This window comes from Legionella longbeachae (genome assembly GCF_004283175.1).
GTDB lineage: Bacteria > Pseudomonadota > Gammaproteobacteria > Legionellales > Legionellaceae > Legionella > Legionella longbeachae.
The window spans coordinates 59,847-84,029 of record NZ_RXNW01000004.1; the positions used below are offsets into that span (position 1 = coordinate 59,847).

Below are 24,183 nucleotides of genomic sequence, written 5' to 3' on the forward strand. Positions count from 1 at the left end.
ACATACGCGCTATCCACTCGAAATAGGCCCATCATGTTTTCAAAATCAAACCCCAACAACGCGCTCCAAAGTGCTTATGCTATTTTAGCAAAAAGCTCCTTTGTTCCCGGTGATATTATTTTACTGGATTTAGACCAAACGCTTTTGTGGTGTAAGAAAGGTGAAAAATATACCCAAGCCCCTATGTTGACGCATCCCAAATTACCTCAATTGCTTCAGAGCTTGCAAAATCAGGGTGTGATTTGTGTGGGTTTGACGGCAAGAAATGCTCAATATAGGAAACAGACCCAACACCAACTGACCACTCTAGGCCTATCCTTTACTCTGGTGACCAAGCTGCTTGCTGCCACGCACTTTGACGTTCAGGATTTTAGTTATGCAGACGGTGTTTTTTATGCTCCTGAGCAGCACATAAGGAGCACTAAGGGCATAGCGGCTGCCTCTTTGTTGCACACACTAAAGACACTGGATGCATTTACGTTGGAACAACAGGGTTTAAGCCACAAAACGCTTGCAAGACACGTTTTTGCTTTGGATGATGAAAGCCGCAATTTAGAAGCGATACAGCAAAGCCTGTGCGACCTCAAAAACACATTAACTATCGAAGCGGTAGAAACTCATAGTGTTTCGTACGCCCCGATTTTTGTATCCAACGCGGCCAATGCCACCCCATTTCCTGCAGATTTATCCGCACTGGAATTTATAGAGCACCTGGATGGGGGTTCTGGTGGTGTTTATCGAGTGCAAGAGCGCACTACGGGGAGGCAGTACACCTTTAAAGCGCATTCGGATGTAAACCACTTACACGAAGAGCTTATTTCCGATGCACTGTACCAAGCCGCGGGGTGCGCGGTGCCTGATTTTGCGATTATCACTGCCATACCTGCCTGTTTGGAAGACTATGATATCCCGCGCAATGGCGTTTATCGCTTGGCTCAATTCATTTGCGCCGCTAAGAAGCAAGACAAAATATTCATGCACAAGGAACTGGCCCGCCATTTCTTAGTCGATGCTTTATTGGCCAATTGGGATATTGCTGTAGGTGACTTTAAGAACGTCATTTTAGACCAAAACAACAGGCTCTATCGTATCGACAATGGCGGTGCGTTACGTTATAGGGCCACTCAAGGGTTAAAACAGGAAGGCTCTTCGTGGTCAGCGTATTATATGAGCGAGCTTGAGACTTTACGGGACTCGAGCAGGAACAAAGATGCGGCTGCAGTGTACCAAGGACTCACTCAAGAAGACCTAAAACAGCAACATGAAGCGTTATTGCCACAGGTGAATTCTCTTTTTACAACGCTTAGTCACTTAGCACAGGTGCTTAATATTGAGCACGTAGAAGAACTGCAGCAGCTGCTTGCAGCAAGGCTTTATGATTTAGAAATTCGTCTGCATAAGACCCCGCACCCTTATGCCAAGGCGTTTACCAGTCTTAAGGCGAATAAAGAACGCAGCTCCGCCAGTATTTTAGTCTTGAGTGAAGTGCAAGGCATTCCTTGTGCGTTATTAGGCCAACGCATTCGCCACCAATGGTATGGGGATTTGGGCGGAAAAAGCGAGATAGAGGATGGCACGCTCATGGTAACGGCTGCACGCGAGTGTGCGGAGGAAACTGGGGGTAAAATTCAGTATTCTCCTGCGCAACTGGAGCAATACCCCTCTCATGACCTTATCACCCAACACGAGCAAAAAGGGCATACCCACCGCATGTTTCTTGCCCAGAAAAGTTATATACCCAGTCACGATATTGCTGATGCCGTACAAAAAGAGACAACCCAGGCGCAAGAATACACCGATTTTCAGTGGGTCCCTGTGGCAGCACTTCTTACTGCCTTACACGACAGGAACTACATCCACGAAGAACACCAAGAAACACTTCAGGTCGACTATACCTCTCCTGAAACAGGAGACAAACACCGCATTTCCTTATTTCCACCGCTGGCTAAGATGCTCCAGCAAGCTCCGGTAACAAACCACTTACAGCATCTCATGACGAAGAACGATGCTTTAGTTTCGTTTCCGCACAGAACCCGTTCGCATGCAAACGCGTATGCAGCGCTCAGTCAAAACAGCCCTCCTCGATACCAAAACCCTATCCTTTTAGAACCTCAACAACCTCATATCCCCGCCATCAAAGTACGCACGGTATTCTATGGCAACCAATCGGTTGAAGAACGGGTGTACCCAGATCCTGCAGCAGAGCAGCACTGTGTGCTAAAAAATACGGTGCGTTCTTCTGTGTTATTAAACCAAGAGATAAAAAATAAAGCAAAAGAAAACACTACCCCGCCGACCTCTCCCTACCCATCACAAAGTATTGCCCATCTTCAAGGCTTATTAGAGACTAATGAACGCAGTGCCGCACATTTGGTGCCGCAATTTTTTGCTGAAAAAATGCGTTCGTCCCCCATGGCCACCGATGTCCAATACCAAGAAAAACTGATACAAATTATCGAAGCAGAAGCAAACCATCCCAACCACATCGTTTTATACCATGCAACCAATGCCCACATTGGCTTTTTCTATGATTTGATTTCTAAGGTGCGCAGTACATTGGTGTGTGCTGACATCCGCAGTTTACGAACCTTTGATGATGTCTTTGCAGGCCTTAACGATGTGGAAGCATTTTTACAAGAACAATGTAGAAAGCAAAATGTGTCCAGGCAAGAGCTAAATAACTACTCCGCAGACTACCAAGAGAAAGGCTTATCGTGTAATTTTAGTGTGTTTGCTAATTACAATCATCCCACGTCCTCGAGTTTTGAGTACTTTTATACGAATAGCACTGCAACAAATAATGATAAAAAAGTGCTGGTGAGTGCCTTTAACATGTTGCTTCGTTACCTTAACATCCAAAGTGTCCGCATCCAAGAATTCATCGATGTGTATGAACAGCATCAAAAAGACTTAGGCGCTCATCTGTATCAAATTTTTATTGCTCAAGAACACGTCGATACGTTGTGCTATTTCTCCAGTTTTCATGGACGTTATCATAACTTCCTCCAACCCTGGCAAGAGGGAATGAGTCCTGAGGACCAACATAAATTAGCGCCTGTTATCACTGCCTTACGGCAAGACCCGCAGGCCTTTGCAAAAAATCAAGAACTCAAAAGACAAGATAGCCTGCAAGTACGGCTTTTTATGCAGCCTTACTTGATGCATGACCCCCATATAGTGCAGGTAAGCACCTATAAAATGCAAAAAAAACCCAAGTTAGCACAGCAGGAGTTAGCCGAATTTGCGCAGCGTATCGTTCAAGAGCTGTTATACAAAAAACAAGGACTGCAAGTAAGTTATCAGGCCAGTATTCAGGGAAATACAGAACAAACAGCGTTACAAAGAAAATATGCCTACGTCGTTCAAGGGGAGATACAGCAAAGCATTCGCTATAACCGATCGTTTAATATTCATCTTCTGTATCAATGCATCACATCGAACGATACTGTGGTTTTCGAGCGCCTACTAAACTCGCTGCCCGAAGGCTTCGATCTCGGCCAAGAATTGAATGACTTTTCAGGAAGAATAAAGGAACCATTGCTTTTTTATGCATTGAAAGAACAGCAAATCAATATGGTTTCTTTACTTGTGAATAATAAATGCTGTACATCAAAATTGCTGTCACAGAAGGATAATCAAGGAAATACCCTATTAACGTTAGCAACACGACGAGGTGCGACAGAGATTGCTATAGCATTATTAGAGAGCAAATATTGTACTGCTGAATTGGTAACTTCTACGCCATACCACAATAAAATCACTACTTTGATTGAAGCTGTAAGGCGCGGAAATATAGACCTTGTTAAAGCATTGCTGAATAGCCGATACTGCAGCTCAAAATTTGTAGCTCATACGAACAGTGATGAAAAAAATGCCTTGATCATAGCTGTAGAAAAAGGTCATGCAAGGATTGTTAAGGCATTGCTAGAGAGCCCATACTGCAGCCCCGAATATGTGGCTTATGCAAATAGCAATAATGTAAACGCCTTGCTCTTAGCTATAAGCTTAGGTCATACAGAGATTGCTAAATCATTATTAGAGAGCAAATATTGTACTGCTGAATTGGTAACTTCTACGCCATACCACAATAAAACCACTACTTTGCTGGAGGCTGTAAACCTCGGAAATATAGACCTGGTTAAAACATTGCTAAATAGGCCATTCTGCAGCCCCGAATTTTTGGCTTATGAAAATAGCGATAATATAAACGCCTTGGTCGTGGCTATAAGCTTAGGCCATACAGAGATTGCTAAAGCATTATTAGAGAGCAAATATTGTACTGCTGAATTGGTAACTTCTGCGTCAGGCTACTATAAAACCACTACTTTGATTGAAGCTGTAAGGCGCGGAAATATAGACCTTGTTAAAGCATTGCTGAATAGCCGATACTGCAGCTCAAAATTTGTAGCTCATACGAACAGTGATGAAAAAAACGCCTTGATCATAGCTGTAGAAAAAGGTCATGCAAGGATTGTTAAGGCATTGCTAGAGAGCCCATACTGCAGCCCCGAATATGTGGCTTATGCAAATAGCAATAATGTAAATGCCTTGCTCTTAGCTATAAGCTTAGGCCATGCAGAGATTGCTAAAGCATTATTAGAGAGCAAATATTGTACTGCTGAATTGGTAACTTCTGTGTCAGGCTACTATAAAACCACTACTTTGATTGAAGCTGTAAGGTGCGGAAATATAGACCTTGTTAAAACATTGCTGAATAGCGGATACTGCAGCCCCGAATTTGTGGCTTTTGAAAATAGCGATAATACGAACGCCTTGTTCGTGGCTATAAGCTTACGCCATACAGAGATTGCTAAAGCATTATTAGAGAGCAAATATTGTACTGCTGAATTGGTTTTTGCGTCAGGCTACTATAAAACCACTACTTTGATTGAAGCTGTAAGGCGCGGAAATATAGACCTTGTTAAAGCATTGCTGAATAGCCGATACTGCAGCCCCGAATTTGTAGCTCATACGAACAGTGATGAAAAAAACGCCTTGCTCCTAGCTATAATCGAAGGTCATACAGAGATTGCTATATCATTATTAGAGAGCAAATATTGCACTGCTGAATTGGTAACTTCTACGCCATACCACAATAAAACCACCACTTTGCTGAAAGCTGTAAACCTCGGAAATATAGACCTGGTTAAAACATTGCTAAATAGCCCATTCTGCAGCCCCGAATTTGTGGCTTATGCGAATGAAGAGGGAAACAATGCCTTAATTGAAGCAGCACAGAGAGGTTATACAGATATTATGAAACTTTTGCTGGAAAGCATTTATTGCATAGCAGAATTAGTGGCCCACACCAATAAAAATGGAGATACCGCTTTGCATTGGGTAGTAAAGAAAGCGATTAAACCCATTATCAAAATTCTACTAGAAAATAAACACTGCACCTCAACGCTTGTGACCCATGCGAACAGCAACGGTGAGACTGCTTTGCATTGGACTGCTGAGAAAGGCCGTAAAGAAATAGGCGATGCGCTACTAAATAGCGAGCACTGCACCCAAGAATTTGTGACCCACATAAATAATAATGGAGACACTGCTTTGATTTTGTTAGCCAGTAATGGCCGCGCTAAAGTTCTCAAGGCAGTACTGGATAATAAATATTGTTCCCCAGAATTTGTTAATCACGCAAATCACAAGGGCGATAATGCCTTGATTGTAGCTGTATCTAACAACCACAGGAAAACTCTAAATACACTATTAAGTCACAAACATTGCAGCAAAAAACTAGTAACTCACGTAAATAATGATGGAAATACCGCATTAATTATAGCTGCAAAAGTAGGTCGTATCGAACTTGTCAAATTATTATTAAACAGTAATTACTGCTCTGCTCAGTTTGTCACGCACGCGAATAATCAAGGGGAAACCGCCTTGAGTTGGGCCAAACGAAAAGACCTCACAGAGATTGTCACAATATTAGAAAAATATAATGTAGTAGAAAAAACATCTTCTGTTATAGAAAGTCAAAATGTACGTTTTTTTAATCGAAGTCTGCAAAATGAATCCTCTAATACAATGATGATTAACCAAGAGTACTCCGCTCTTACGGGTTTTGTTCAAAACTCAAAAAATACTTATGGGTAATTGAAAGTCACGTAATGGCGTCAACTTAAGTGGACGCCATTAACCGTTCACGCCTCTTGTAAAGAGGCGTCTAAGTTTTGACAACATCATCTTCTTCGTATACGTTCGGCTAAATACGGGTTGCATTGAAAGAGAAAATTAATTAGAGATGTTTAGGTTAAACGGCAACAGAGCTTTAAAATGCTCTACTGCTTTGCAAGAGCGGATGTTTTCAAAAAGGGTTTTCAGATAATCAAAGGGATTAAGACCATTAACTTTAGCTGTTGCAATGAGGCTATAAAACAATGCTCCAGCATAAGCGCCTCTGGGGCTACCAGCCATCAACCAAATTTTCTCCCTAAAGCAAAGGGCCTAATGAGGTTCTCTATGAGATTATTAACAATCTCAAGGCAGCCATCCAAAAGATATGCAGTCAACTCGCCCCATCGAAGATGCATGTAATCTAATGCCTTGCCCAGTTCGGATTGGGTAGAGGTTGTTTTGATGGTTTTGTCCAACCATATTTTAAGTTCCTCAAGGATAGGTTTTGCTTGTTGCAAACGAAGTTCATATCGTTGCTCGACCGTGTAGTGGTTATTACGGGCATGCTGTTCAATTAAGTAGGGTTTTTTAATATAAGCTACAGCTTGATGCGATTTCCCAGTAGTTTTGGCAATGTTCACAAGCTTTGCAAAAGGCCTTCTGGCGTGAGCGAAGCAACCCAAATGGATAATATCCGGATGGTCATCCACCCAGTCATAACCTTTATATCCATCTGTTTGCAAATAGCCCTTAAAATCCTTAAGAATTTGTTTTGGCCACTGAGCTTGGCAGGTTTGCTGGTAATCAAAAAGAATTACTTTTTTATCAGGCTGGTGGTTAGTATAGACCCACATATAACTGGTACTGGTATTTTTTCGATTCAGTTCATCCATGACTTGCATGGTGGTTTCATCGGCTTGTAGATAGTTTGATGTAACAAGTTCTCCATGAAGAGCTTGCCTCATGGGTTCACACACCTCATAAGCGGCCATTATCCAGCCACATACCGTGAAAATCGAGATAAATTGCAGGTTCTTCTCCTGGATGAAACGTGTATTTATTAGACGCCATCAACCAATTTAAATGCTCTTTTGTTAACTCAATATGCCCTTGTGTATTTCGTGGGAAAATAAATTTCCTTTTTCCAATCTTCTGTACCATAAAGTAAAACCAAACTCCTCGGAGTACAAAGCCTTTAGTTTGGAGCCACAACGACTACGAAATAAAAATAAATGCCCTGACTGAAGCGCCATTCCAAAAACTTCATTGTTTAATTACATAGTCCTATTTAAAAAAACTAACCCTCATGTTTTAGGTATAGATTTGTTAGCCTGTAACGTTGGCCTGATTACTGATGAATATGATGGATTCGCCCAAAAATTGGCGGAAAATATAGATGGGATGAGATTTGAGAATGGTTTGGCGCTTCATACTTTCATGGGACCTGATGATAGAATAGGAAATATGAATTTAGTTATTGATGGTAAAAATAATAATTTTTTTATCGAAAAAACAGATGAATTTGTAAATCAACCAGATATACAAAGTAAGTTAATTCTCCTGGAGCTTATTCGTATATCTGATGCTCTATTTTTTTATGGGAATGATTACCCCCCCATTTCTAAAATTGCAAGATACTTAGAAGAAGATGATTTGGAGTTCTATCTTAGAAAAATGATCCGATTGAGAAAAAACGATCAAATAACTATTGAAACATCCGAGGACTACCTATATCCGTTTAACCTCAACAACATTAATCAATTAAAGGACAACAAAGATGGGTCATATACAATAAATTACGATAATGGAGAAACAGAAGTAATTGATGGCAAAATTTTACATGTGATTGCTCAAGAAAGTTTTATCACTTCAATTAAATATCAATATGAAGACCCTAATATTAATCTTAGTTTCGATTATCCAGGAACAAACAGAGGTCAGCGAGACGAAATCTGTAAAGCTATTAGAGATGCTTTATCTAAAGTTAGAAGGGTTAGAAACAATTATACCAATGAAGAAAACATTCGAGTACCAATTAGATCAGACAGTTTTATCTACTCTACAAAAGTAATTCGTGGTGCTCTAGAAACGTTTACTCAAAACCAAAAAGACTTTCATCCTCAAGGACATCAAAAAACCTGTGAGCTATATAAAAAAACACGCCAACACCTCCTAAAGTTAGAGGGCGATTTAAATGAAAATAAACCACTGGGAGGAGGATTTTACAGACTGTTGGATTCAACTGATAAAAAAATAGAAATAGCTAAAGCAATAAGGTCAGCCAAAATTTTAAATCAGATTATCGAGAATAAGTATCAGTACTTTCTGAGGAGGAACCAGAGGTAGTTGCAAATATGAATTCATATACTTCATCTTATGATATGATGAACCTAATTAAGTTTGTAACAAACTAGCTGCCGAATTTCATCCCAATCTTCGACACATATTCGACACGTAAAATTTAAGGTTTGATTGATTTTCGCCAAAACCCAGACTGGGATTGGCTCCCCGGACAAGACTCGAACTTGTGACCTAATGATTAACAGTCGAGCAGAATGCATTGTTCTTCATTATTCAGGGACATGCAACGTTATTCATGAATTTTATTGTAAAGGCTTATGAGATAGGGATTTTTCTTGATTTCATGCTTCATAAGACATTATTGTTATTCACCAGTTGCCAGTACTTTAGAGGAACGTTTGGAGGAACGTTTAAGCATTTAGCTATAACTAAGACTATAATTTTTATAGTTAGTTATTGTTTTTGGAATAAAAATTATGAAAAAAGGATTAGATAACCGTTCTCAAGATAAAAATGGAAGAATACGGAAAAAAAATGGGAACACGAAAGTTAAAACGCTACAACATGAGTATGGCGAAAATTTTCTTAAAGGATATAATCCTGAGGCAACGCTTAGTGATGTCCTTAAAGAAACAGGAAAAAATAGTTTGAGTGAGTTATTAAAAAAAGATAAAGTCGACAAGTAACGATTTACTTGCCTGTTTGGGTTTATCTCGTGTTCTTTATCTTTGGGTAATGATTTTATAGGTTTAAGGAAATTATCTGAGATAACCACTTGTGGGCTTGCTACGTTATTTTCATTTAATCCTATTACCTTGATTGTCTCAGCAATTTGTCTGGTAGAGAGTTCCGCCAAATGCAGAAAAGATGAATTCTGCTTCAGTCATATGATCGCTTAAGTTTCTGAGATGACTATTTCCTTTACTTGATAAACCTATTTTGAAGCCATAACTTTATAGGTTCTGATTTAGAGCTGGGATAGATTGAATTAGACGTAATGGATCATCTGCGGTAAGTAGCATTGGTAAGACGTAACTTTCCATCCTCAGCAATCATTTTCAACTGGTGACAATTTGCCACCGTTTCACTTCCTTCCTTTTTTAAACGTTCTTTTAATTTATTCCAATACTTTCTTGCTATTTGATTATTTTGTAGTTGAGTTAATACTTGGACAATCTCAACCACAGAGAAAAGCCATGTTTCGGTTTTTGCATCATAAGCATGATGAATTTTGTATTGTTCAAAAATGGCTGGATTATTCACAATAAATTCTTTGTTTTTATTTTTTATGCCGATATTGCTTGAATATTTACATGTAGAAAAAAATAAAATGTTTTTAGAGGATCACATTTTTCACTTTTTTCACCATTTGGAAATTATAATTCAAAAAATAAACAAAAATATTATCAAATTGTTAATTCACTTTTTTCACCTCATCGATTATAGTCTGGTGTAATTTAAAAAAGTTTGGTTTTTTGTATGCACCTTATTCACAAGAAGTATGGATCGAAGGTTTTAAAATGAAGAAGTGGACTGATAAAGAAATTCAAGGTATGAAACCCAAGAGTAAGAGTTATGACCAACGAGAAAAAAGTGGCAATGGCTTTGGTGTAACTATATTTCCGACAGGGGAAAAAAGTTTTTTTTATATTTATACATTTCAAGGTCGAAAACGGCGTATGACATTGGCTAAATATAGCTCGTGCTCTTTGGGTGAGGCTAGGAAATTACATAGAGCAGCACTTGTTGTGCTCGAGAGAGGTAAAGATCCTGCTGAGGAAAGGCGAAAACAAAAAATAGTTATCCGTGACGCATATACTGTAAATGCGTTAATCGATGAGTATATAGAGAAGTGGGCTAAACCTAATAAACGTTCTTGGAAAGCTGATGAAAGTTGTTTAAAGCGTGATATTAAACCTCTCTGGGGTAAACGTAAAGCGAATGAGATTACAAGAAGAGAGGTAATTGTATTACTCGATGGAATTAAAGAGCGAGGTGCTCCTGTGCAAGCAAATCGAGTGCTTGCATGTATAAGAAAAATGTTTAATTTTGCAATCGAAAGAGATTTACTTACAGCTAATCCTTGTAGTGGTGTTAGGCCTGTTACGAAAGAAAATAAGCGCGATCGCGTATTATCTGAAGAAGAAATAAAAATACTATGGTTTGCTCTTAGCCATATACATGAAGTGAATCAATCCCATGATCTACATATGTCTTTGGAAACTATGCTTGTTTTAAAGCTTCAACTAGTTACAGCACAAAGAAAAGGTGAGCTCATAAGTGCAGAATGGGATGAAATAGACTTTGCTTCTGGTTGGTGGACGATTCCAGCAAGTAAAGCTAAAAATAAACAGGCACATCGTGTACCTCTTAGCTCGCTAGCAGTCGAGCTATTAAATGAAGTTAAAGTTCTCAGTGGTAATTCACGCTATTTGTTTCCAGCAAAGCATAAAAATGCACATATTACTGATAGTTCTATTGATAAAGCGGTTAAGCGCAGCATTTTTGAGGGAATAAAACCATGGACGCCTCACGATCTTAGAAGAACAGCTGCTTCTCACATGACGTCTATAGGTATTCTTCGTTTGGTGGTAAGCAAAATTCTTAATCATTCCGAACAAAGTATTACAGCAGTCTACGATCGCCATAGTTATGATAATGAGAAACGATCTGCACTAGAAACGTGGGCAAATAAATTACAAGAAATTATTTATAGTGATACCTCATTAGTTGTCACTCTTGAATTAAGTGATGATAAAGAAATGGTGTAAAGATGCTTATGGTTGTGGCTAATTTGTAAATAAGGGACATTGCTTATCATGAAAAGTATTAATGCTGATGTAGAAGCACAAGCAAATGCAAGAGTATATGCAGTTAGAGATAAATTTAGTCCTGGCTCAAATTTTGATTTATTGGGTAATTTACTTGAGCATAGCAAGCAAGTGGAGAGGAATCATGCTCTTAGTAAAGTGTTTCTGGACTTAGGAGATGATTTAGCTCTTTTAAAGAAAGAACTTGATTCAGAAGTAGCATCTTTAAGTCGATTGGAAAAATTATCTTCTTTTACTAAAAATAGCCTCGATATAGCAGAAAAAATTACTTATAAACAAAAATGCATTGTGGAACTTACCACACATTTGCAGAACCTTAGTACAGCAATAAGAAAGAGGAAAAGATATCCACGTTCAGACGCAAAACATCATATACGCAGACTTGCTGGTATTTTTTATGAAATGACAGGTAAAAAGCCAGATTGTATTTACGACAGTATGGGCGGTGAGTACGGAAATAAGCCATATTCTGGAGTTTTTTATGATTTTTTGCTCAGTATAAAAGCTATTTCGAATGAAATTGGCATTAAGTTACCGGAGAGTAATGAAACTTTAGGGAAATATGCTTCTCAAATCATCCATGAAGATAGTTTTGCCAGTTGGAATCTCGCCTAAAAAAACCTAGAGACGTTGTGGAGCCATAATATTTCGCCATGATCGCATTTAAGGTAAATGAAATGATATGTCTGCGGAATACAGTTTTAAACCCCTAAAAACTATGTTCTGTGACTTTAAGTTAAAAATTCAAGATACTCCTAAGGTGTCATAAATAACAATGAGGAGATTGAAATGACTCAAATTAAATCTAAAGGAGTAATTCGTTGGCGAGGGCTTAGAAAACGATTTGATGACAACATTAGTCGTAGCACTATAGATCGATGGATAAAGGCTGGCAAGTTTCCTCCTAAAATTCGGTTGGGGAAGAATTCAGTAGGCTGGAGTCTTGAAGCAGTAGATCAATGGTTCCAAGATCGTGCAATTGCTGCACAGGAGATAAGGTAATGAATAAATTAAATAACAGGTCATCGTTTGCGGCGATGACCTATGACGCAAAACGGCTTCTTAGTCTTTTTTCAAATACCAAAGTACTAATTAATATAAGTAGAACACCGTTCGATAAGGATTTTAACCTTAAAACTACATACCTTCCAGTGGTAACAAAATTGCACCAGAGGTTTTTATCCAATGGAGGGTTACTATGAATACTTCACAAGACTTAATTACTCTAGAGCAAATGTTTCATGATTTTTTAGCATCTAATGGGCATCCATTAGATGGTAATATTAACTTTGCTTCTGAGTTTCACCGTTATAGATGCCCTCATGGTGGTTCAAAGGATGCAGTGTACAAAATTTTTACCAATGGTGTTGCGGCTGGATATTTTAAATGTTGGCATTGTGGAATTGAGGATGACTTTTGCTCTAAGTCCAAACATGATATTTCAGTAGCGGAATGGGAAGCCCATAATAAACGCTTAAAAGAGGCGAAACGTCAGGAAGATTTAAATACCAGAAAGCGATATGCAGAATGTGCGCAATTAGCTAGAAAGGTCTTCTCTTCTGCAATTGGGGTGGATGCTACTAAAGAAGGTTATTTATCTAAGAAAAGGGTCCAAAGTTATGGTTTAAAACTTATAGATAAAGAAAATGAGTATACTAAAAATGCTCAATGTTATTCAGGTACTCTATTGGTACCTTGTTATAATGCAGCGAACGAACTTGTTAACCTTGAGCGTATTTATTTTGATGTTTCCCAAAGTAGATACCAAAAAAGGCCACTGGCCGGTGCTCAACGTAGTGGTGCTTTTTATATTTTGGGCGATATTACTGCTCAAACTCGTACGGTGTTAATTGCTGAGGGATATAGTACAGCCGCTACACTTTATGAAGCACTTGGATATCCAACTGTCATTACCTTTAATTGTGGAAATATACTTCCCGTAGCAAAAGTATTGCGCGAAAAGTACCCTTATCCTCATTTTCTTATTGCTGCTGATGATGATCGATGGCATGAAGATGAAAAACTGAAATATTCTGGTGAAAAAGTAGCTAAAAAGACATGTGCTGAAGTAAATAATACCACTTATGTACTTCCTGATTTTAGTGTTTTAGATATGCCGGAAGGGAAACTGACAAAACTAAAACCCACAGACTTTAATGATCTTTTTGTACTTCTTATGGATAAAGGAGCATCAAAGGAAGATGTGTTGGCAGAGATAAAACGTCAGATATTTCCCACTCCAACTCCACATGCTGAGGTTTTAGGAAGGCTCCTCAAGAAAATCCCATCTATTGACTTTAGGGAGCATATTTCCCTTAATGAAAATGAAACATTAAAAAATAATCACTATCAAATCACTGTGATAGATAGTTTATTAGATATTGCGATGGCCAATAATTGGGGAATTTGTAAGAGTCTTGATTTTATTTACTTATTTAATGGTGCATTCTGGAGTCAGCTTGATGAGAGTGAGTTCAAGTTATTTCTTGGAAGTGTAGCTGAGAAAATGGGTGTTGATAGGTATAGGGCGAGATATTTTAATTTTAGAGATCATTTATATAAACAGTTTCTTGCTGTAGCACAGTTGCCAAGACCTGAAGTAGATAACGGAAATATTTGTATTAATTTAATGAATGGTACTTTTGAGTTCTCTCAAGGAGGGTTTCGTTTAAGGGAGTTTGATCGTAATGATTTCTTAACATACCAACTTCCTTTTGAATATCAACCGGACGCAGAGGCTCCATTATTTCACCAATATTTAAATGAGGTATTGCCAGACAAAAAATTGCAGGATGTTCTTGCTGAATATTTAGGATCTATTTTTATTTCTTCTATTACATTAAAACTTGAAAAAACTTTAGTACTTTATGGAACTGGTGCTAATGGAAAGTCTGTTTTTTATGAAATTGTGAAAAGCTTGCTAGGGGAAGAAAATACTTCTGCATATTCTATGCAAAGCCTTACTGATAATAATGGCTATTATCGCGCCATGATTGCAAACAAGCTTGTAAACTATTCTAGCGAGATTAATGGAAAGCTTGAAGCCTCATTTTTCAAACAGCTGGTAAGTAATGAGCCTGTAGAAGCAAGAATGCCGTATGGCCGACCATTTACTCTCAAAAAATACGCCAAATTAATTTTTAATTGTAACGAGCTACCTAAAGACGTTGAGCAGACAGAGGCTTATTTTAGACGTTTTCTAATTGTTCCATTTGAGGTAACTATTGCAGAAGCTAATCAGGATAAACGCTTGGCACAGAAAATAATTGCTACTGAGTTGGCAGGAGTTTTCAATTGGGTTTTAGAAGGCATGAAAAGACTTTTATGCCAAGGAAATTTCACTGAAAGTGATACAATTAGAAAAATTAGAGACCAATATGCGCTAGACTCGGATAGTGTAAAAACATTTTTGTATGAAAATAATTATAAATCTAGTCCCAATAATTTTATTCAGTATAAAACTCTTTATGAGGAATACAGAATGTTTTGTGATGATGATGGTTTTAAGCCTGTAAGTAAGACAAATTTCAGAAAGCGTCTTGAGGCCGCCAAAGTTACGATAGAGAGAAGAAATTTTGGAATAGTAGCTTTTTTAGCTAAAGAGACATACAAAGATTTTGGTTAAAACAAAAAAGATAACGCTTCTTGGTCATTGAAATTTTTATAATTTTTAATGACCATTTTTTCAAAATGCTCTAAACCTATATTCTGAAATACTTTAGTACTACAGGAAGTATAACACCTATGATGAAAATAATGATCAAGACATTTATTTTGATTTTAATTTGTTTGGTTAAATGTTCAGCATTCTTATATGTGCTTCATGATCAATAGAGACTCTGTTTTACACGATGAAATAAGAATTTTTATACGAATTTTCCCTGGAAATTTACTGAAAAATTTATGATTCTTAAAATTTTAAAAAATTATCGAACTCACCACAGGCGAGGCTCCAATACTTCTAACAAGGGTAGCTCGTTTGCGGGGCATACCCCCATAAAATTTTATGCCAAAATGCCTGCATTGCTTACTGGTTGCTATTCTCTTTAAGATGGCAGCTATGGTGTGGGAGTAGTTAAAGATAATGCTATTGTATAATAGCGGCTTGTCCCCTAAACAACAATATGATTGTTTATTAAGATTGCAGACAGGCATTTACTAAAACAGTAATATTACTGTTGACTGTAGATTCATGAAAGATCCATTGTTCATGTGATCCGTAGCGATGGAATTCACTTTGAAGGCTTTCTTCTCATTAGATAATGAAGAGAATGATTTGATATAAATTAGCTGGTACGATATTTGACTGAATTCTTCTCGTTTTAATTTTCTTTATTCTCTAAACCACAAGTAGCAAATACATTTGATTTAAACTGGATTTCAAGTAATAAAAAAACCATATCCCAGGTAAGCTCAGGAAGTTTTTCATTAAGAACTATTTTGTTAGCTGCTTTGTCCGTGCGCCAAAAAGTTATCCCTGTTGCGACTGTATCAAGATAATTATACTAGCTTCTTGTTTTAATGCTGACAACACTAATTGTTGTTCTTATTCACAATAACAATTGAATAAAAACATTCAATCTAAGATTTAATAATCCTTTTCAAATTGGGCTTCAAGAGCTGCTACGTTATTGAGAAGCAAAGTCATTTCCTTTTGGTTTGTATCGGATAAAGCATGAGTACTTTCAATCCTATTGCCATAAACTTTAGGTAACAATTTACAAGCGAGCCATTTGCGCGTATCGATTTGTAGTTTTGCCCTGGTTACTACATTATTACTAAATACAGGTACTCCTTGTTCATTAACTACCCTGTCTTTAGATGAGTCATCAGCAATTTCTAATATTTCATCAACCAATAACTCAATTTGACATCTTTTTGCTTGCGCGTATTGCTCTGAAAAGTCCTCATTATTTTTAAGCCACGTAAATAAAGTAGCTTGGCTCGGCCAATGGGAGTTCTCTTTGCATAAAGTTTTAGTTCCCTTACTTGAGGAGGAGATAGTATCGCAAATCTCCTTTGCCAATTCGGCACTATAAGTGCTAGGTCTACCTTTCTTGAGTTGAGTCATGATCATTTTCTTATTCCAGCGTCTTTATATCAGAATATCACATCATCAATAAGAAATAGCGATATGAATATATTGTTATAGCAAATCCTCCTGGCTATAATTTAGGCATTATAGCGGAGGACAATATGATCACATTATTAGTATATTTTTATTTAGCACTTACAGTCTGGGGCATATTTAAAGGATTAGATTCAGGATCATAATCATAACTTTTTCCCTATTGCTGAAAAGCTAAATATCCTCAGTGCTTTTCTTGCTCTAATTTTTTAGTGGCTGGGTTATAAATCCATAAAATTGCATCTTCTTTTTTAAGCCTTGATAATCTGGGCGAATCATAGGCTTGTAATTTTTTAATGCTAGAGCTGTGTTCCTTTGTTACAGTGATTTCATCATTAATTGTTAGTGATTTGGCAGAAACACATACAGTAAAAACAGATGCAGCAATATACAGAGAACGCTTAAACATTTTTTTAAATCTACATGCATTAATCTATCCTCGCAAATGGATCTTCAGGTGAATTGAGAGAATATTTGATAGTGTCTAATTTATCCTCAATTCCATTTAATCGTTCTTTACAACAGTAGTTATATTCGGAACAACTGTGATGTCTGCACTCCTGTAGATCCTCTCTTAGTCGATCAACATTTCTGTCAATGTTCTTAATTTTATATTGGAAGTCCTCATAAACTTTAGCTGCAACTTTATTCGCTATGTAACTAGCGAAGCAATACATCATTAATGTAACTGCGCATCCTATAAAAACTGAATTCCAAGAATAATATTGGGCAAAAATGTATACTCCAAGCGCTACTAATGACCAGATACTAAGAAAAATACTAGCACTAATAATTTTTTTTCTAATCTTGGCATATACTCCACCCTCTTTTCCTTCTACATCAATCAAAACAACTATGGCTATTGAAAACGCCATACCCATTAGAGCGCGAAAATATTCGTATTCAAATGCATATACATAGATTGTAAGAAAAGTAATAGAACCAATTAAAATATATAAAGAATATTGCTTTAATAATTTATAATATCCATATTTCTCTAGCCTTATTATTATAATTTCTACAAACGCAATAAGCATTATAAGGCCAAAGAATAATCCAATACTTATATAATCACCTGTTTCATATTTATGATGAAATGGCAATTTTTGTTCCGTCATGTTCTTAAAATTGCTCATATAAGCTCACCAAGGTTAAAAAGTGAGCATTATACTATCGTTTGTTCAAATTAAAAGCATTTGGTTGGGGTTGATTTTGTATTCTGTGAAAATTTCATGTATTCAATTTTTTCATATAAGACCTTAAGTTCAATTACATTGCCCCTTGTTAACTATCACTCTACTAAATCCATTCGCGAATTTTATGTGTACGATGTAGAGACTCACATGTTCTTTGGTTTGTACTGCATTAGCAATTTGATATACGTTTTGCCTCTTGCGTTATCCAGCTATCAGAGATACGTCCTCCACCTTGCATAGCAGCATGTCTACCTGCTTCGGTCATTGCGCTTAATTTTATTTGGCATAATTTTGAAAAATCTACAGCAATAATCATGCATTCAGTAACTGATTGAGGTGTTCCACCATATCCTCCTTCAGCTATATGCAGGGCTTGATTACCCTTTTCAAGGCAAGAATCGACAGATGATGCCAATACAAGATTTGACAAAATTAACATAGTAATAAAAACAATAGTTTTCATTTTCTTACCTTCATTATTGTTTATTTGGTTTTAACTGATTTGGTGATTATATTCTGGGTTTTTATAAATGACTTTATTTTGCTCATCCCTGTAGGGTGTTAAAATTAATTACCCATTGTGTCAATTAAGTACTCATTGATGGATGTTGATTAGTGAAAAAGGTGCTAAAAGTGAAAGCTTAAAAACATTTTATTTTTTCGCTCTGTTAGGAATTGTTCTAATTGATTATTTAAATATCGCAACTAAAATTGAAACTAACAATGCTACACCAGAAATCCATAGTGCAAGTCGAGCGATTTTGTTTGATTCCTGTTGCAAACTTAGAGCTTGTTGTTTATGAGATATGTTTTGTTCTTGTTTCTTCGTTTTGACCCAATTTTCAGCAATAGCTCTTTTTCCTTTGGCATCACCATATATTCCTTGAGCTAATCCCTCTTCAACGGTACTTAAGCCCTTTTGTTCCAATTGTTCTTTAAAGTGTTCTTTCTCGATTTCATCCATCATGATAGGGTCTCCATATAGTTCTAATTTATATATAAGATGATTTAGCACTCAAATTATAGGCTAATTTGTTCCTAGCAAGAGATCGAAAGGAACGTTTAGAGGAACGTTTTTTAAAATTGATATGAAAAGTTATCGAATTAAGATGCCAAAACCCAGACTGGGATTGGCTCCCCGGACAAGACTCGAACTTGTGACCTAATGATTAACAGTCATCCGCTCTACCGACTGAGCTACCGGGGAATGAGGCCGAATCTTAAAACGATTCTGGTTTGAGGTCAAGTAGATTTAATAATAATTTTTTAAATTTGCGTTGAATTTAGAATTTTTGATCCATGATTAAAACGGTAATTCTCCTCACCTACCCGTAGCGAGGAGAGAATTTAGAGTTTTATTTACAAAAATTTTGAAGGCGGTTTAACGCATCTTGGAGCGTTTCCATGCTGGTTGCAAATGAAAGCCGAATGCAACCTTCGTTGCCGAAAGCAGACCCTGGGACTAAAGCTACTCCTGCTTCAGTTAACAGTTTTTCTGAAAATTCGAGATCGTTGGCATAACCACGTTTTTCAATAATGGCTTGTACACTGGGGAAAATATAAAAAGTTCCATCAGCGGGGATTACCTCGATGCCAGGGATGTCCTGTAATCGTGAAGCGACAAAGTCATGTCTTTGGTGAAATGCTTTTACCATTTCTAAAACACTTTCATGACCGCCCTTTAATGCAGCTACTGCGGCCCTTTGCGCAATAGAACAAGGGTTTGAGGTCGATTGAGATTGAATGGTTTTCATCGCATTGATTAGGGAGGCTGGACCTGCGGCATAGCCTATGCGCCATCCGGTCATCGCATACGCTTTGGATACCCCATTTAATACGATGGTTCTTTCGTATAATTCGGGGCATGCATTAAGGATATTCGCAAAAGGTTGGCTCCATAGAATATGCTCGTACATGTCATCTGTGGCAATAACAATCTGGGGGTGCTTTTTCAATACCTCAGCCAATGCCTTTAACTCTTCCAATGTGTAGGCTACTCCTGAAGGATTGGATGGGCTATTTAAAAAGATGAGTCGTGTTTTCGGGGTAATAGCTTTTTCTAATTGCTGGGCATTAAATTTATATCGTTGGGCTGGAGTGGTTGAAATAAACACGGGCGTTGCATCAGCAAGCAAGACCATATCTGGATAAGAAACCCAGTAAGGAGCCGGAATGATGACTTCGTCGCCGGAATTTAACAATGCCTGGCATAGATTATAGCAACTTTGCTTTCCGCCTACAGAGACTAAAATTTGATTCAGCTGATAATCAAGCCCATTATCTTTCTTAAATTTATTTTTAATCGCCTCTTTTAATTCAGGTATTCCGTCTACCGCTGTATACTTAGTATAACCTTGTTGGATGGCCAGGATTGCTGCTTCTTTGATGTAATCTGGCGTATCAAAATCAGGCTCTCCAGTACCTAAGTTAATCACATCATGCCCTTGTGCACGCATTTGGATTGCTTTTGCAGCTACAGCCAAAGTGGGAGAAGGTTTAACTTTTTGCACGCGTGTTGCCAATGCGATATTCATTTATTGCTCCTGTGAGATATACTATAAAGATATGAAAGATTTATTTAAAATTTATGCCGATTTTCAACCTGCCGGTGATCAGCCAACCGCTATTGCCTCATTAATCGATGGCTTAAAATCTGGTTTGGCCAAACAAACCCTTTTAGGGGTTACTGGTTCAGGTAAAACCTTTACTATAGCACATGTAATTCAAGCTATGCGAAGGCCTGCCTTAATTATGGCCCCTAACAAGACGCTTGCCGCTCAGCTTTATGGGGAGTTTAAATCCTTTTTTCCGGATAATGCCGTAGAGTATTTTGTATCCTATTACGACTATTATCAGCCCGAGGCTTATGTGCCTTCATCAGATACCTTTATTGAAAAGGATTCATCCATCAATGACCACATAGAGCAAATGCGATTATCCGCAACCAAAGCCTTAATTGAACGTAAAGATGCAATTATTGTTGCTACAGTTTCGGCAATTTATGGTTTGGGTGATCCTGACTCTTATTTGCGTATGGTATTACATCTTTCTCGTGGAGAACAATCGGATCAGCGTAAAATTTTAAGACGCCTTGCGGAAATGCAGTACACTCGTACCAATTTTGCTCTGGAACGTGGTCAATTTCGCGTACATGGTGATGTGATTGATATATTTCCTGCTGATTCTGAAAAAGAGGCAATACGCGTTGAGTTATTTGATGATGAGGTTGAAAATATTGCTCAATTTGATCCGCTTACTGGCGAAATTTTGCGACGATTACCCCGAGTTACTGTTTTTCCCAAAACCCATTATGTAACGCCCCGGGAACGTATTTTGCAAACTGTCGATTGGGTAAAAGAAGAGTTACAAGAACGCTTGGCTGAGTTTAATGCACAAAATAAATTAGTTGAGGCACAGCGCTTGGAGCAACGTACCTGTTTTGATATCGAAATGATGCTGGAGTTGGGATATTGTTCCGGTATCGAAAATTATTCGCGTTATTTATCAGGGCGAGAAGCTGGAGAACCCCCTCCTACTTTATTTGATTATTTGCCAGATGAGGCATTACTGATTATTGATGAGTCCCATGTTACCGTGCCCCAAATTGGTGGGATGTATCGAGGAGATCGCTCGCGTAAAGAGACTCTAGTACAATACGGTTTTAGACTTCCTTCCGCCCTGGATAATCGACCTTTACGTTTTGAGGAATTTGAAGCGCGTTCGCCTCAAACGATTTACATTTCGGCCACGCCTGGGCCTTATGAACAGGAACATTCCGATAATGTGGCGGAACAAGTCGTGCGTCCAACAGGCCTGATAGATCCAGAGGTTGAAATTCGCCCAGTTCGTACTCAGGTTGATGATTTAATGTCAGAAATTCGCCAGGTGATTCGACATAATGGACGAATTTTAGTAACGACTTTAACGAAACGAATGGCAGAGGATTTAACCGATTATCTGAATGAACATGGAATTAAGGTGCGTTACTTGCATTCGGATATTGATACGGTGGAGCGAGTGGAAATTATTCGCGATTTGCGTTTGGGTGTTTTTGATGTTTTGGTGGGGATTAATTTATTACGCGAAGGTTTGGATATGCCCGAAGTCGCATTGGTCGCTATTCTTGATGCGGATAAGGAAGGATTTTTACGCTCTGATCGCTCTTTGATCCAAACTATAGGACGTGCAGCACGTAATATGAAAGGGCGAGCAATTCTTTATGCCGATAAAATAACCGGATCCATGCAAAGAGCTTTGGACGAAACGAACCGCAGGCGTGAGAAGCAGCAAGCATTTAATGAGGCACATGGGATCACACCTAAAGGGATTAATAAATCCATAGCAGACATTATGGAAGGAGCCTTTCAGGGAAAACGCAAAGTTGCAGTTGCTGAGTCAGTTCCGGAATACAAGCATTGGTCAACTCAGGAGTTAATTAAGCATATTAATACTTTGGAAAAGCAAATGTATTTGCATGCTAAAAACATGGAATTTGAAGCCGCAGCGAAAGTTCGCGATGAATATCTTTTATTAAAGAAACAACTAGTGGAAGGATAGCCCCGACAGACATGGATTATGAACCCTTTTGGTTCAAGTGGGCAGCGAGTGAATCGGTTCAGGCTTCCCACTTTAAAGTGGGCTTGCTCAACGCCGAATTCAGGATGCTTCCCATGCTGTTAGCATTGGTTCTAAAATCACTTGCTATCGGGTTAAGTAGATTATAACATGGCCAGCTTGATTAAAGTCAAGAATTAGAAAAAATGTTTATGCATTTTTATTCAGGCACGAAAATAAAGTTGCCAATAAAATCGAAAATTATATAGTAGAGAGTTCTACTTTTGACATAAAAGAGGAGGGCGTTATGGCAGCAACCCTATCAAATATGCTCCCACTGGGAACTAAGGCTGCTGATTTTAATTTAGTCGATACACGAAATAATCAAATGGTTTCTTTGGCACAGAGCAAATCATCTGTTGCAACAGTAATTATGTTTCTATGTAATCATTGTCCTTTTGTCAAGCACATCCAGGTAAAGCTTGTTGAGATAGCTGAGTATTATCAGAAAAAAGGGATTCAATTTATAGCAATCAGCTCCAATGATGTGGAGAGATATCCCGCTGATAGCCCAGAAAAAATGTGCCTTGAGGCAGAGCAGTTTCACTACCCATTTCCTTATCTGTATGATGAAACACAAGAAGTGGCCAAAGCCTATCACGCAGCTTGTACTCCTGACTTTTATATTTTTGATAAAGACTTGCTGTGTGTTTATAGAGGATGTTTGGATGAATCAACACCTGGCAATAATAAGCCGGTAACGGGTGATCATTTACAAAAAGCGTTAGAAAACATACTTGCCGGAAAGCCTGTCAGTGCAGAGCAAAAGCCGAGTATTGGATGTAATATTAAATGGAAGTGAGCTTTATTTTTTGTTCTATAATAAAGCTATGAGTTATTTTACTATTTAAGCCTTGTATGATTGCGGCAGAGAAATATTGACATTGAATATAATCCCGGCTTAGCATGCAAGAGCTATTTTATTTATGGATATGTGATGGGAATTGATCATTTACGCAATTTAGTGAGTGAAGATTTTGAGGCAGTTAATCATTTAATTATTGAAACAATCAAATCCCCCATCCAATTGATCGATGATATCGCGAATCACGTTATTCAAAGCGGCGGCAAACGCTTACGATGCCTGTTAGTTCTTTTAGCAAGTCGTGCTTGTGGTTACGAAGGTAAAGAGCACATCATGCTTGCAGCTATGATTGAGTTTTTCCATACAGCTACCCTGCTCCATGATGATGTTATTGATGATTCGACTCTACGTCGTGGTCGAGATACTGCTAATAAAATATGGGGCAATAAGGCGAGTATTTTAGTTGGCGATTATTTATTTACAAAATATTTAGAGCTTATGGTTGAAGTGGGTGATATCGATATTATTCAGCTTCTTATTGGCATCGCACCTCAAATGGGTTGTGGTGAAATCCAGCAATTTTCTAACCGCCATAACGCCGATCTTTCTGTTGAAGAGTATTTTGACATGATCCGTGCCAAAACGGCCTTACTTTTTGCTGCATCTTCTGCTATTGGGGCTCTAATCAGCAAATCAGAACATCAAATCCAGAAAGCGATGTATTCTTACGGATTGCATTTAGGCAACGCCTTTCAATTAATTGATGATGCTTTGGATTATTGCTCGGATGCCCAAACAATAGGAAAAAATATTGGTGATGATTTAGCAACTGGCAAAATTACTTTACCGTTACTGCAAGCCTTAAAACACGGCACCGCAGAACAACAAATAAAAATAAGGGAAAGCCTGGAAAAAGGAACGCTTCTACATTTACCCGCCATATTAGCTGCAATCACTGAAACAAAAGCGATTGAGTACACGCGCGATATTGCCGATAAAGAAGCAGATTTTGCAATTGATGCGTTAAGTATCTTACCGGATTCGACTTATAAACAAGCACTTGTGGACTTGGCTCGATATGCTGCTCACCGCAAGCATTAAACTTAATATTTAATGCAAATTCTTGAAACCTGGATGTCTTATACTACAATAAAGTTATACTTTTTCGAGAAGTTTTTTGATGATTTG

21 protein-coding genes, 1 tRNA gene and 1 other RNA gene are annotated in these 24,183 nt (G+C 37.9%); 10 read left to right on the forward strand and 13 right to left on the reverse strand.

Annotated elements, in window-relative coordinates; genetic code table 11:
* The first annotated feature begins 33 nt into the window (after positions 1–33).
* Entirely contained in the window at positions 34–6,099 is a 6,066-nt protein-coding gene (locus EKG34_RS04975) for an ankyrin repeat domain-containing protein (RefSeq protein WP_012979538.1), read from the forward strand.
* A gap of 138 nt (positions 6,100–6,237) precedes the next feature.
* Here the strand turns inward: EKG34_RS04975 and EKG34_RS04980 are convergent, their stop codons facing one another.
* From EKG34_RS04980 to tnpB, 4 genes are read right to left on the reverse strand one after another with little or no spacing between them, the layout of a single operon-like run.
* Entirely contained in the window at positions 6,238–6,420 is a 183-nt protein-coding gene (locus tag EKG34_RS04980) for a transposase domain-containing protein (RefSeq protein ID WP_049775004.1), read from the reverse strand.
* Complete coding sequence (gene tnpC, locus EKG34_RS04985) at positions 6,420–7,112, reverse strand: IS66 family transposase (RefSeq protein ID WP_049775003.1); 693 nt, start codon at positions 7,110–7,112, stop codon at positions 6,420–6,422. Before tnpC ends, EKG34_RS04980 begins: the two co-directional genes overlap by 1 nt.
* Positions 7,099–7,281: a hypothetical protein gene (locus EKG34_RS18165; RefSeq protein ID WP_041819204.1), complete on the reverse strand. Its 183-nt coding sequence runs from the start codon at positions 7,279–7,281 to the stop codon at positions 7,099–7,101. Before EKG34_RS18165 ends, tnpC begins: the two co-directional genes overlap by 14 nt.
* Complete coding sequence (gene tnpB, locus EKG34_RS18955) at positions 7,215–7,373, reverse strand: IS66 family insertion sequence element accessory protein TnpB (RefSeq protein WP_080619847.1); 159 nt, start codon at positions 7,371–7,373, stop codon at positions 7,215–7,217. The genes EKG34_RS18165 and tnpB overlap by 67 nt, the downstream gene beginning before the upstream one ends.
* A 70-nt stretch (positions 7,374–7,443) precedes the next feature.
* Here tnpB and EKG34_RS04995 point away from each other — a divergent pair, with 70 nt between their 5' ends.
* On the forward strand, positions 7,444–8,466 hold the full coding sequence (locus tag EKG34_RS04995) for a hypothetical protein (protein WP_041819201.1): 1,023 nt from the start codon (positions 7,444–7,446) through the stop codon (positions 8,464–8,466).
* Positions 8,467–8,897: 431 nt separating this feature from the next.
* Positions 8,898–9,107, forward strand: coding sequence for a hypothetical protein (locus tag EKG34_RS05000; RefSeq protein ID WP_080619848.1), 210 nt, complete (start codon positions 8,898–8,900; stop codon positions 9,105–9,107).
* A gap of 316 nt (positions 9,108–9,423) precedes the next feature.
* Here EKG34_RS05000 and EKG34_RS05005 read toward each other — a convergent pair whose 3' ends face one another.
* Positions 9,424–9,684 carry a hypothetical protein gene (locus EKG34_RS05005; protein ID WP_105166058.1) on the reverse strand — a complete coding sequence of 87 codons (261 nt, stop codon included), beginning with the start codon at positions 9,682–9,684 and terminating at the stop codon, positions 9,424–9,426.
* A gap of 257 nt (positions 9,685–9,941) precedes the next feature.
* On the opposite strand from EKG34_RS05005, the gene EKG34_RS05010 reads away from it, so the two are divergent.
* The 4 genes from EKG34_RS05010 (at position 9,942) to EKG34_RS18385 (ending at position 14,877) form a co-directional block, all read left to right on the forward strand.
* Positions 9,942–11,192 (forward strand): tyrosine-type recombinase/integrase, encoded by a 1,251-nt coding sequence (locus tag EKG34_RS05010; RefSeq protein WP_080619850.1) that lies wholly within the window; start codon positions 9,942–9,944, stop codon positions 11,190–11,192.
* Between the two features lie 48 nt (positions 11,193–11,240).
* Entirely contained in the window at positions 11,241–11,867 is a 627-nt protein-coding gene (locus EKG34_RS05015) for a hypothetical protein (protein ID WP_080619851.1), read from the forward strand.
* 174 nt (positions 11,868–12,041) lie between these two features.
* On the forward strand, positions 12,042–12,254 hold the full coding sequence (locus tag EKG34_RS05020) for a helix-turn-helix transcriptional regulator (RefSeq protein ID WP_080619852.1): 213 nt from the start codon (positions 12,042–12,044) through the stop codon (positions 12,252–12,254).
* Between the two features lie 232 nt (positions 12,255–12,486).
* The gene (locus EKG34_RS18385) at positions 12,487–14,877 is read left to right on the forward strand and encodes a phage/plasmid primase, P4 family (RefSeq protein ID WP_207222375.1); all 2,391 of its coding nucleotides are present in this window, start codon (positions 12,487–12,489) and stop codon (positions 14,875–14,877) included.
* Between the two features lie 963 nt (positions 14,878–15,840).
* Here the strand turns inward: EKG34_RS18385 and EKG34_RS05030 are convergent.
* The 7 genes from EKG34_RS05030 to EKG34_RS05060 all read right to left on the reverse strand — a co-directional run bounded on the left by EKG34_RS05030 (position 15,841) and on the right by EKG34_RS05060 (position 20,110).
* The gene (locus EKG34_RS05030; RefSeq protein WP_105166101.1) at positions 15,841–16,323 is read right to left on the reverse strand and encodes a terminase small subunit-like protein; all 483 of its coding nucleotides are present in this window, start codon (positions 16,321–16,323) and stop codon (positions 15,841–15,843) included.
* 241 nt (positions 16,324–16,564) lie between these two features.
* Positions 16,565–16,789 carry a hypothetical protein gene (locus tag EKG34_RS05035; RefSeq protein ID WP_080619856.1) on the reverse strand — a complete coding sequence of 75 codons (225 nt, stop codon included), beginning with the start codon at positions 16,787–16,789 and terminating at the stop codon, positions 16,565–16,567.
* 19 nt (positions 16,790–16,808) lie between these two features.
* Entirely contained in the window at positions 16,809–17,516 is a 708-nt protein-coding gene (locus EKG34_RS05040; RefSeq protein ID WP_080619857.1) for a hypothetical protein, read from the reverse strand.
* A gap of 229 nt (positions 17,517–17,745) precedes the next feature.
* Positions 17,746–18,039 (reverse strand): hypothetical protein, encoded by a 294-nt coding sequence (locus tag EKG34_RS05045; protein ID WP_080619858.1) that lies wholly within the window; start codon positions 18,037–18,039, stop codon positions 17,746–17,748.
* A gap of 225 nt (positions 18,040–18,264) precedes the next feature.
* Entirely contained in the window at positions 18,265–18,543 is a 279-nt protein-coding gene (locus tag EKG34_RS05050; RefSeq protein WP_080619859.1) for a hypothetical protein, read from the reverse strand.
* A gap of 164 nt (positions 18,544–18,707) precedes the next feature.
* A tRNA-Asn gene (locus EKG34_RS05055) sits at positions 18,708–18,783 on the reverse strand.
* A 148-nt stretch (positions 18,784–18,931) separates the two neighbouring features.
* On the reverse strand, positions 18,932–20,110 hold the full coding sequence (locus EKG34_RS05060) for a pyridoxal phosphate-dependent aminotransferase (RefSeq protein WP_003634054.1): 1,179 nt from the start codon (positions 20,108–20,110) through the stop codon (positions 18,932–18,934).
* Positions 20,111–20,141: 31 nt separating this feature from the next.
* On the opposite strand from EKG34_RS05060, the gene uvrB reads away from it, so the two are divergent.
* On the forward strand, positions 20,142–22,133 hold the full coding sequence (uvrB, locus tag EKG34_RS05065) for an excinuclease ABC subunit UvrB (protein WP_003634056.1): 1,992 nt from the start codon (positions 20,142–20,144) through the stop codon (positions 22,131–22,133).
* Here the strand turns inward: uvrB and ssrS are convergent.
* Positions 22,128–22,299, reverse strand: a non-coding RNA gene (gene ssrS, locus EKG34_RS05070) — 6S RNA. The two genes, uvrB and ssrS, sit on opposite strands and share 6 nt — an antisense overlap.
* Before the next feature lie 138 nt (positions 22,300–22,437).
* On the opposite strand from ssrS, the gene EKG34_RS05075 reads away from it, so the two are divergent.
* Positions 22,438–22,992: a thioredoxin family protein gene (locus tag EKG34_RS05075; RefSeq protein ID WP_003634060.1), complete on the forward strand. Its 555-nt coding sequence runs from the start codon at positions 22,438–22,440 to the stop codon at positions 22,990–22,992.
* 135 nt (positions 22,993–23,127) lie between these two features.
* Complete coding sequence (locus tag EKG34_RS05080; protein ID WP_003634063.1) at positions 23,128–24,096, forward strand: polyprenyl synthetase family protein; 969 nt, start codon at positions 23,128–23,130, stop codon at positions 24,094–24,096.
* Positions 24,097–24,183: the final 87 nt, after the last annotated feature.

Coding starts and splice junctions, on each gene's coding strand:
- EKG34_RS04975 (WP_012979538.1), top strand. CDS start 34: ATGTTTTCAAAATCAAACCCCAACAACGCGCTCCAAAGTGCTTATGCT.
- EKG34_RS04980 (WP_049775004.1), bottom strand. CDS start 6,420: ATGGCTGGTAGCCCCAGAGGCGCTTATGCTGGAGCATTGTTTTATAGC.
- tnpC (WP_049775003.1), bottom strand. CDS start 7,112: ATGGCCGCTTATGAGGTGTGTGAACCCATGAGGCAAGCTCTTCATGGA.
- EKG34_RS18165 (WP_041819204.1), bottom strand. CDS start 7,281: ATGGTACAGAAGATTGGAAAAAGGAAATTTATTTTCCCACGAAATACA.
- tnpB (WP_080619847.1), bottom strand. CDS start 7,373: ATGGCGCTTCAGTCAGGGCATTTATTTTTATTTCGTAGTCGTTGTGGC.
- EKG34_RS05000 (WP_080619848.1), top strand. CDS start 8,898: ATGAAAAAAGGATTAGATAACCGTTCTCAAGATAAAAATGGAAGAATA.
- EKG34_RS05010 (WP_080619850.1), top strand. CDS start 9,942: ATGAAGAAGTGGACTGATAAAGAAATTCAAGGTATGAAACCCAAGAGT.
- EKG34_RS05015 (WP_080619851.1), top strand. CDS start 11,241: ATGAAAAGTATTAATGCTGATGTAGAAGCACAAGCAAATGCAAGAGTA.
- EKG34_RS05020 (WP_080619852.1), top strand. CDS start 12,042: ATGACTCAAATTAAATCTAAAGGAGTAATTCGTTGGCGAGGGCTTAGA.
- EKG34_RS18385 (WP_207222375.1), top strand. CDS start 12,487: ATGTTTCATGATTTTTTAGCATCTAATGGGCATCCATTAGATGGTAAT.
- EKG34_RS05030 (WP_105166101.1), bottom strand. CDS start 16,323: ATGACTCAACTCAAGAAAGGTAGACCTAGCACTTATAGTGCCGAATTG.
- EKG34_RS05035 (WP_080619856.1), bottom strand. CDS start 16,789: ATGTTTAAGCGTTCTCTGTATATTGCTGCATCTGTTTTTACTGTATGT.
- EKG34_RS05040 (WP_080619857.1), bottom strand. CDS start 17,516: ATGAGCAATTTTAAGAACATGACGGAACAAAAATTGCCATTTCATCAT.
- EKG34_RS05045 (WP_080619858.1), bottom strand. CDS start 18,039: ATGAAAACTATTGTTTTTATTACTATGTTAATTTTGTCAAATCTTGTA.
- EKG34_RS05050 (WP_080619859.1), bottom strand. CDS start 18,543: ATGATGGATGAAATCGAGAAAGAACACTTTAAAGAACAATTGGAACAA.
- EKG34_RS05060 (WP_003634054.1), bottom strand. CDS start 20,110: ATGAATATCGCATTGGCAACACGCGTGCAAAAAGTTAAACCTTCTCCC.
- uvrB (WP_003634056.1), top strand. CDS start 20,142: ATGAAAGATTTATTTAAAATTTATGCCGATTTTCAACCTGCCGGTGAT.
- EKG34_RS05075 (WP_003634060.1), top strand. CDS start 22,438: ATGGCAGCAACCCTATCAAATATGCTCCCACTGGGAACTAAGGCTGCT.
- EKG34_RS05080 (WP_003634063.1), top strand. CDS start 23,128: ATGGGAATTGATCATTTACGCAATTTAGTGAGTGAAGATTTTGAGGCA.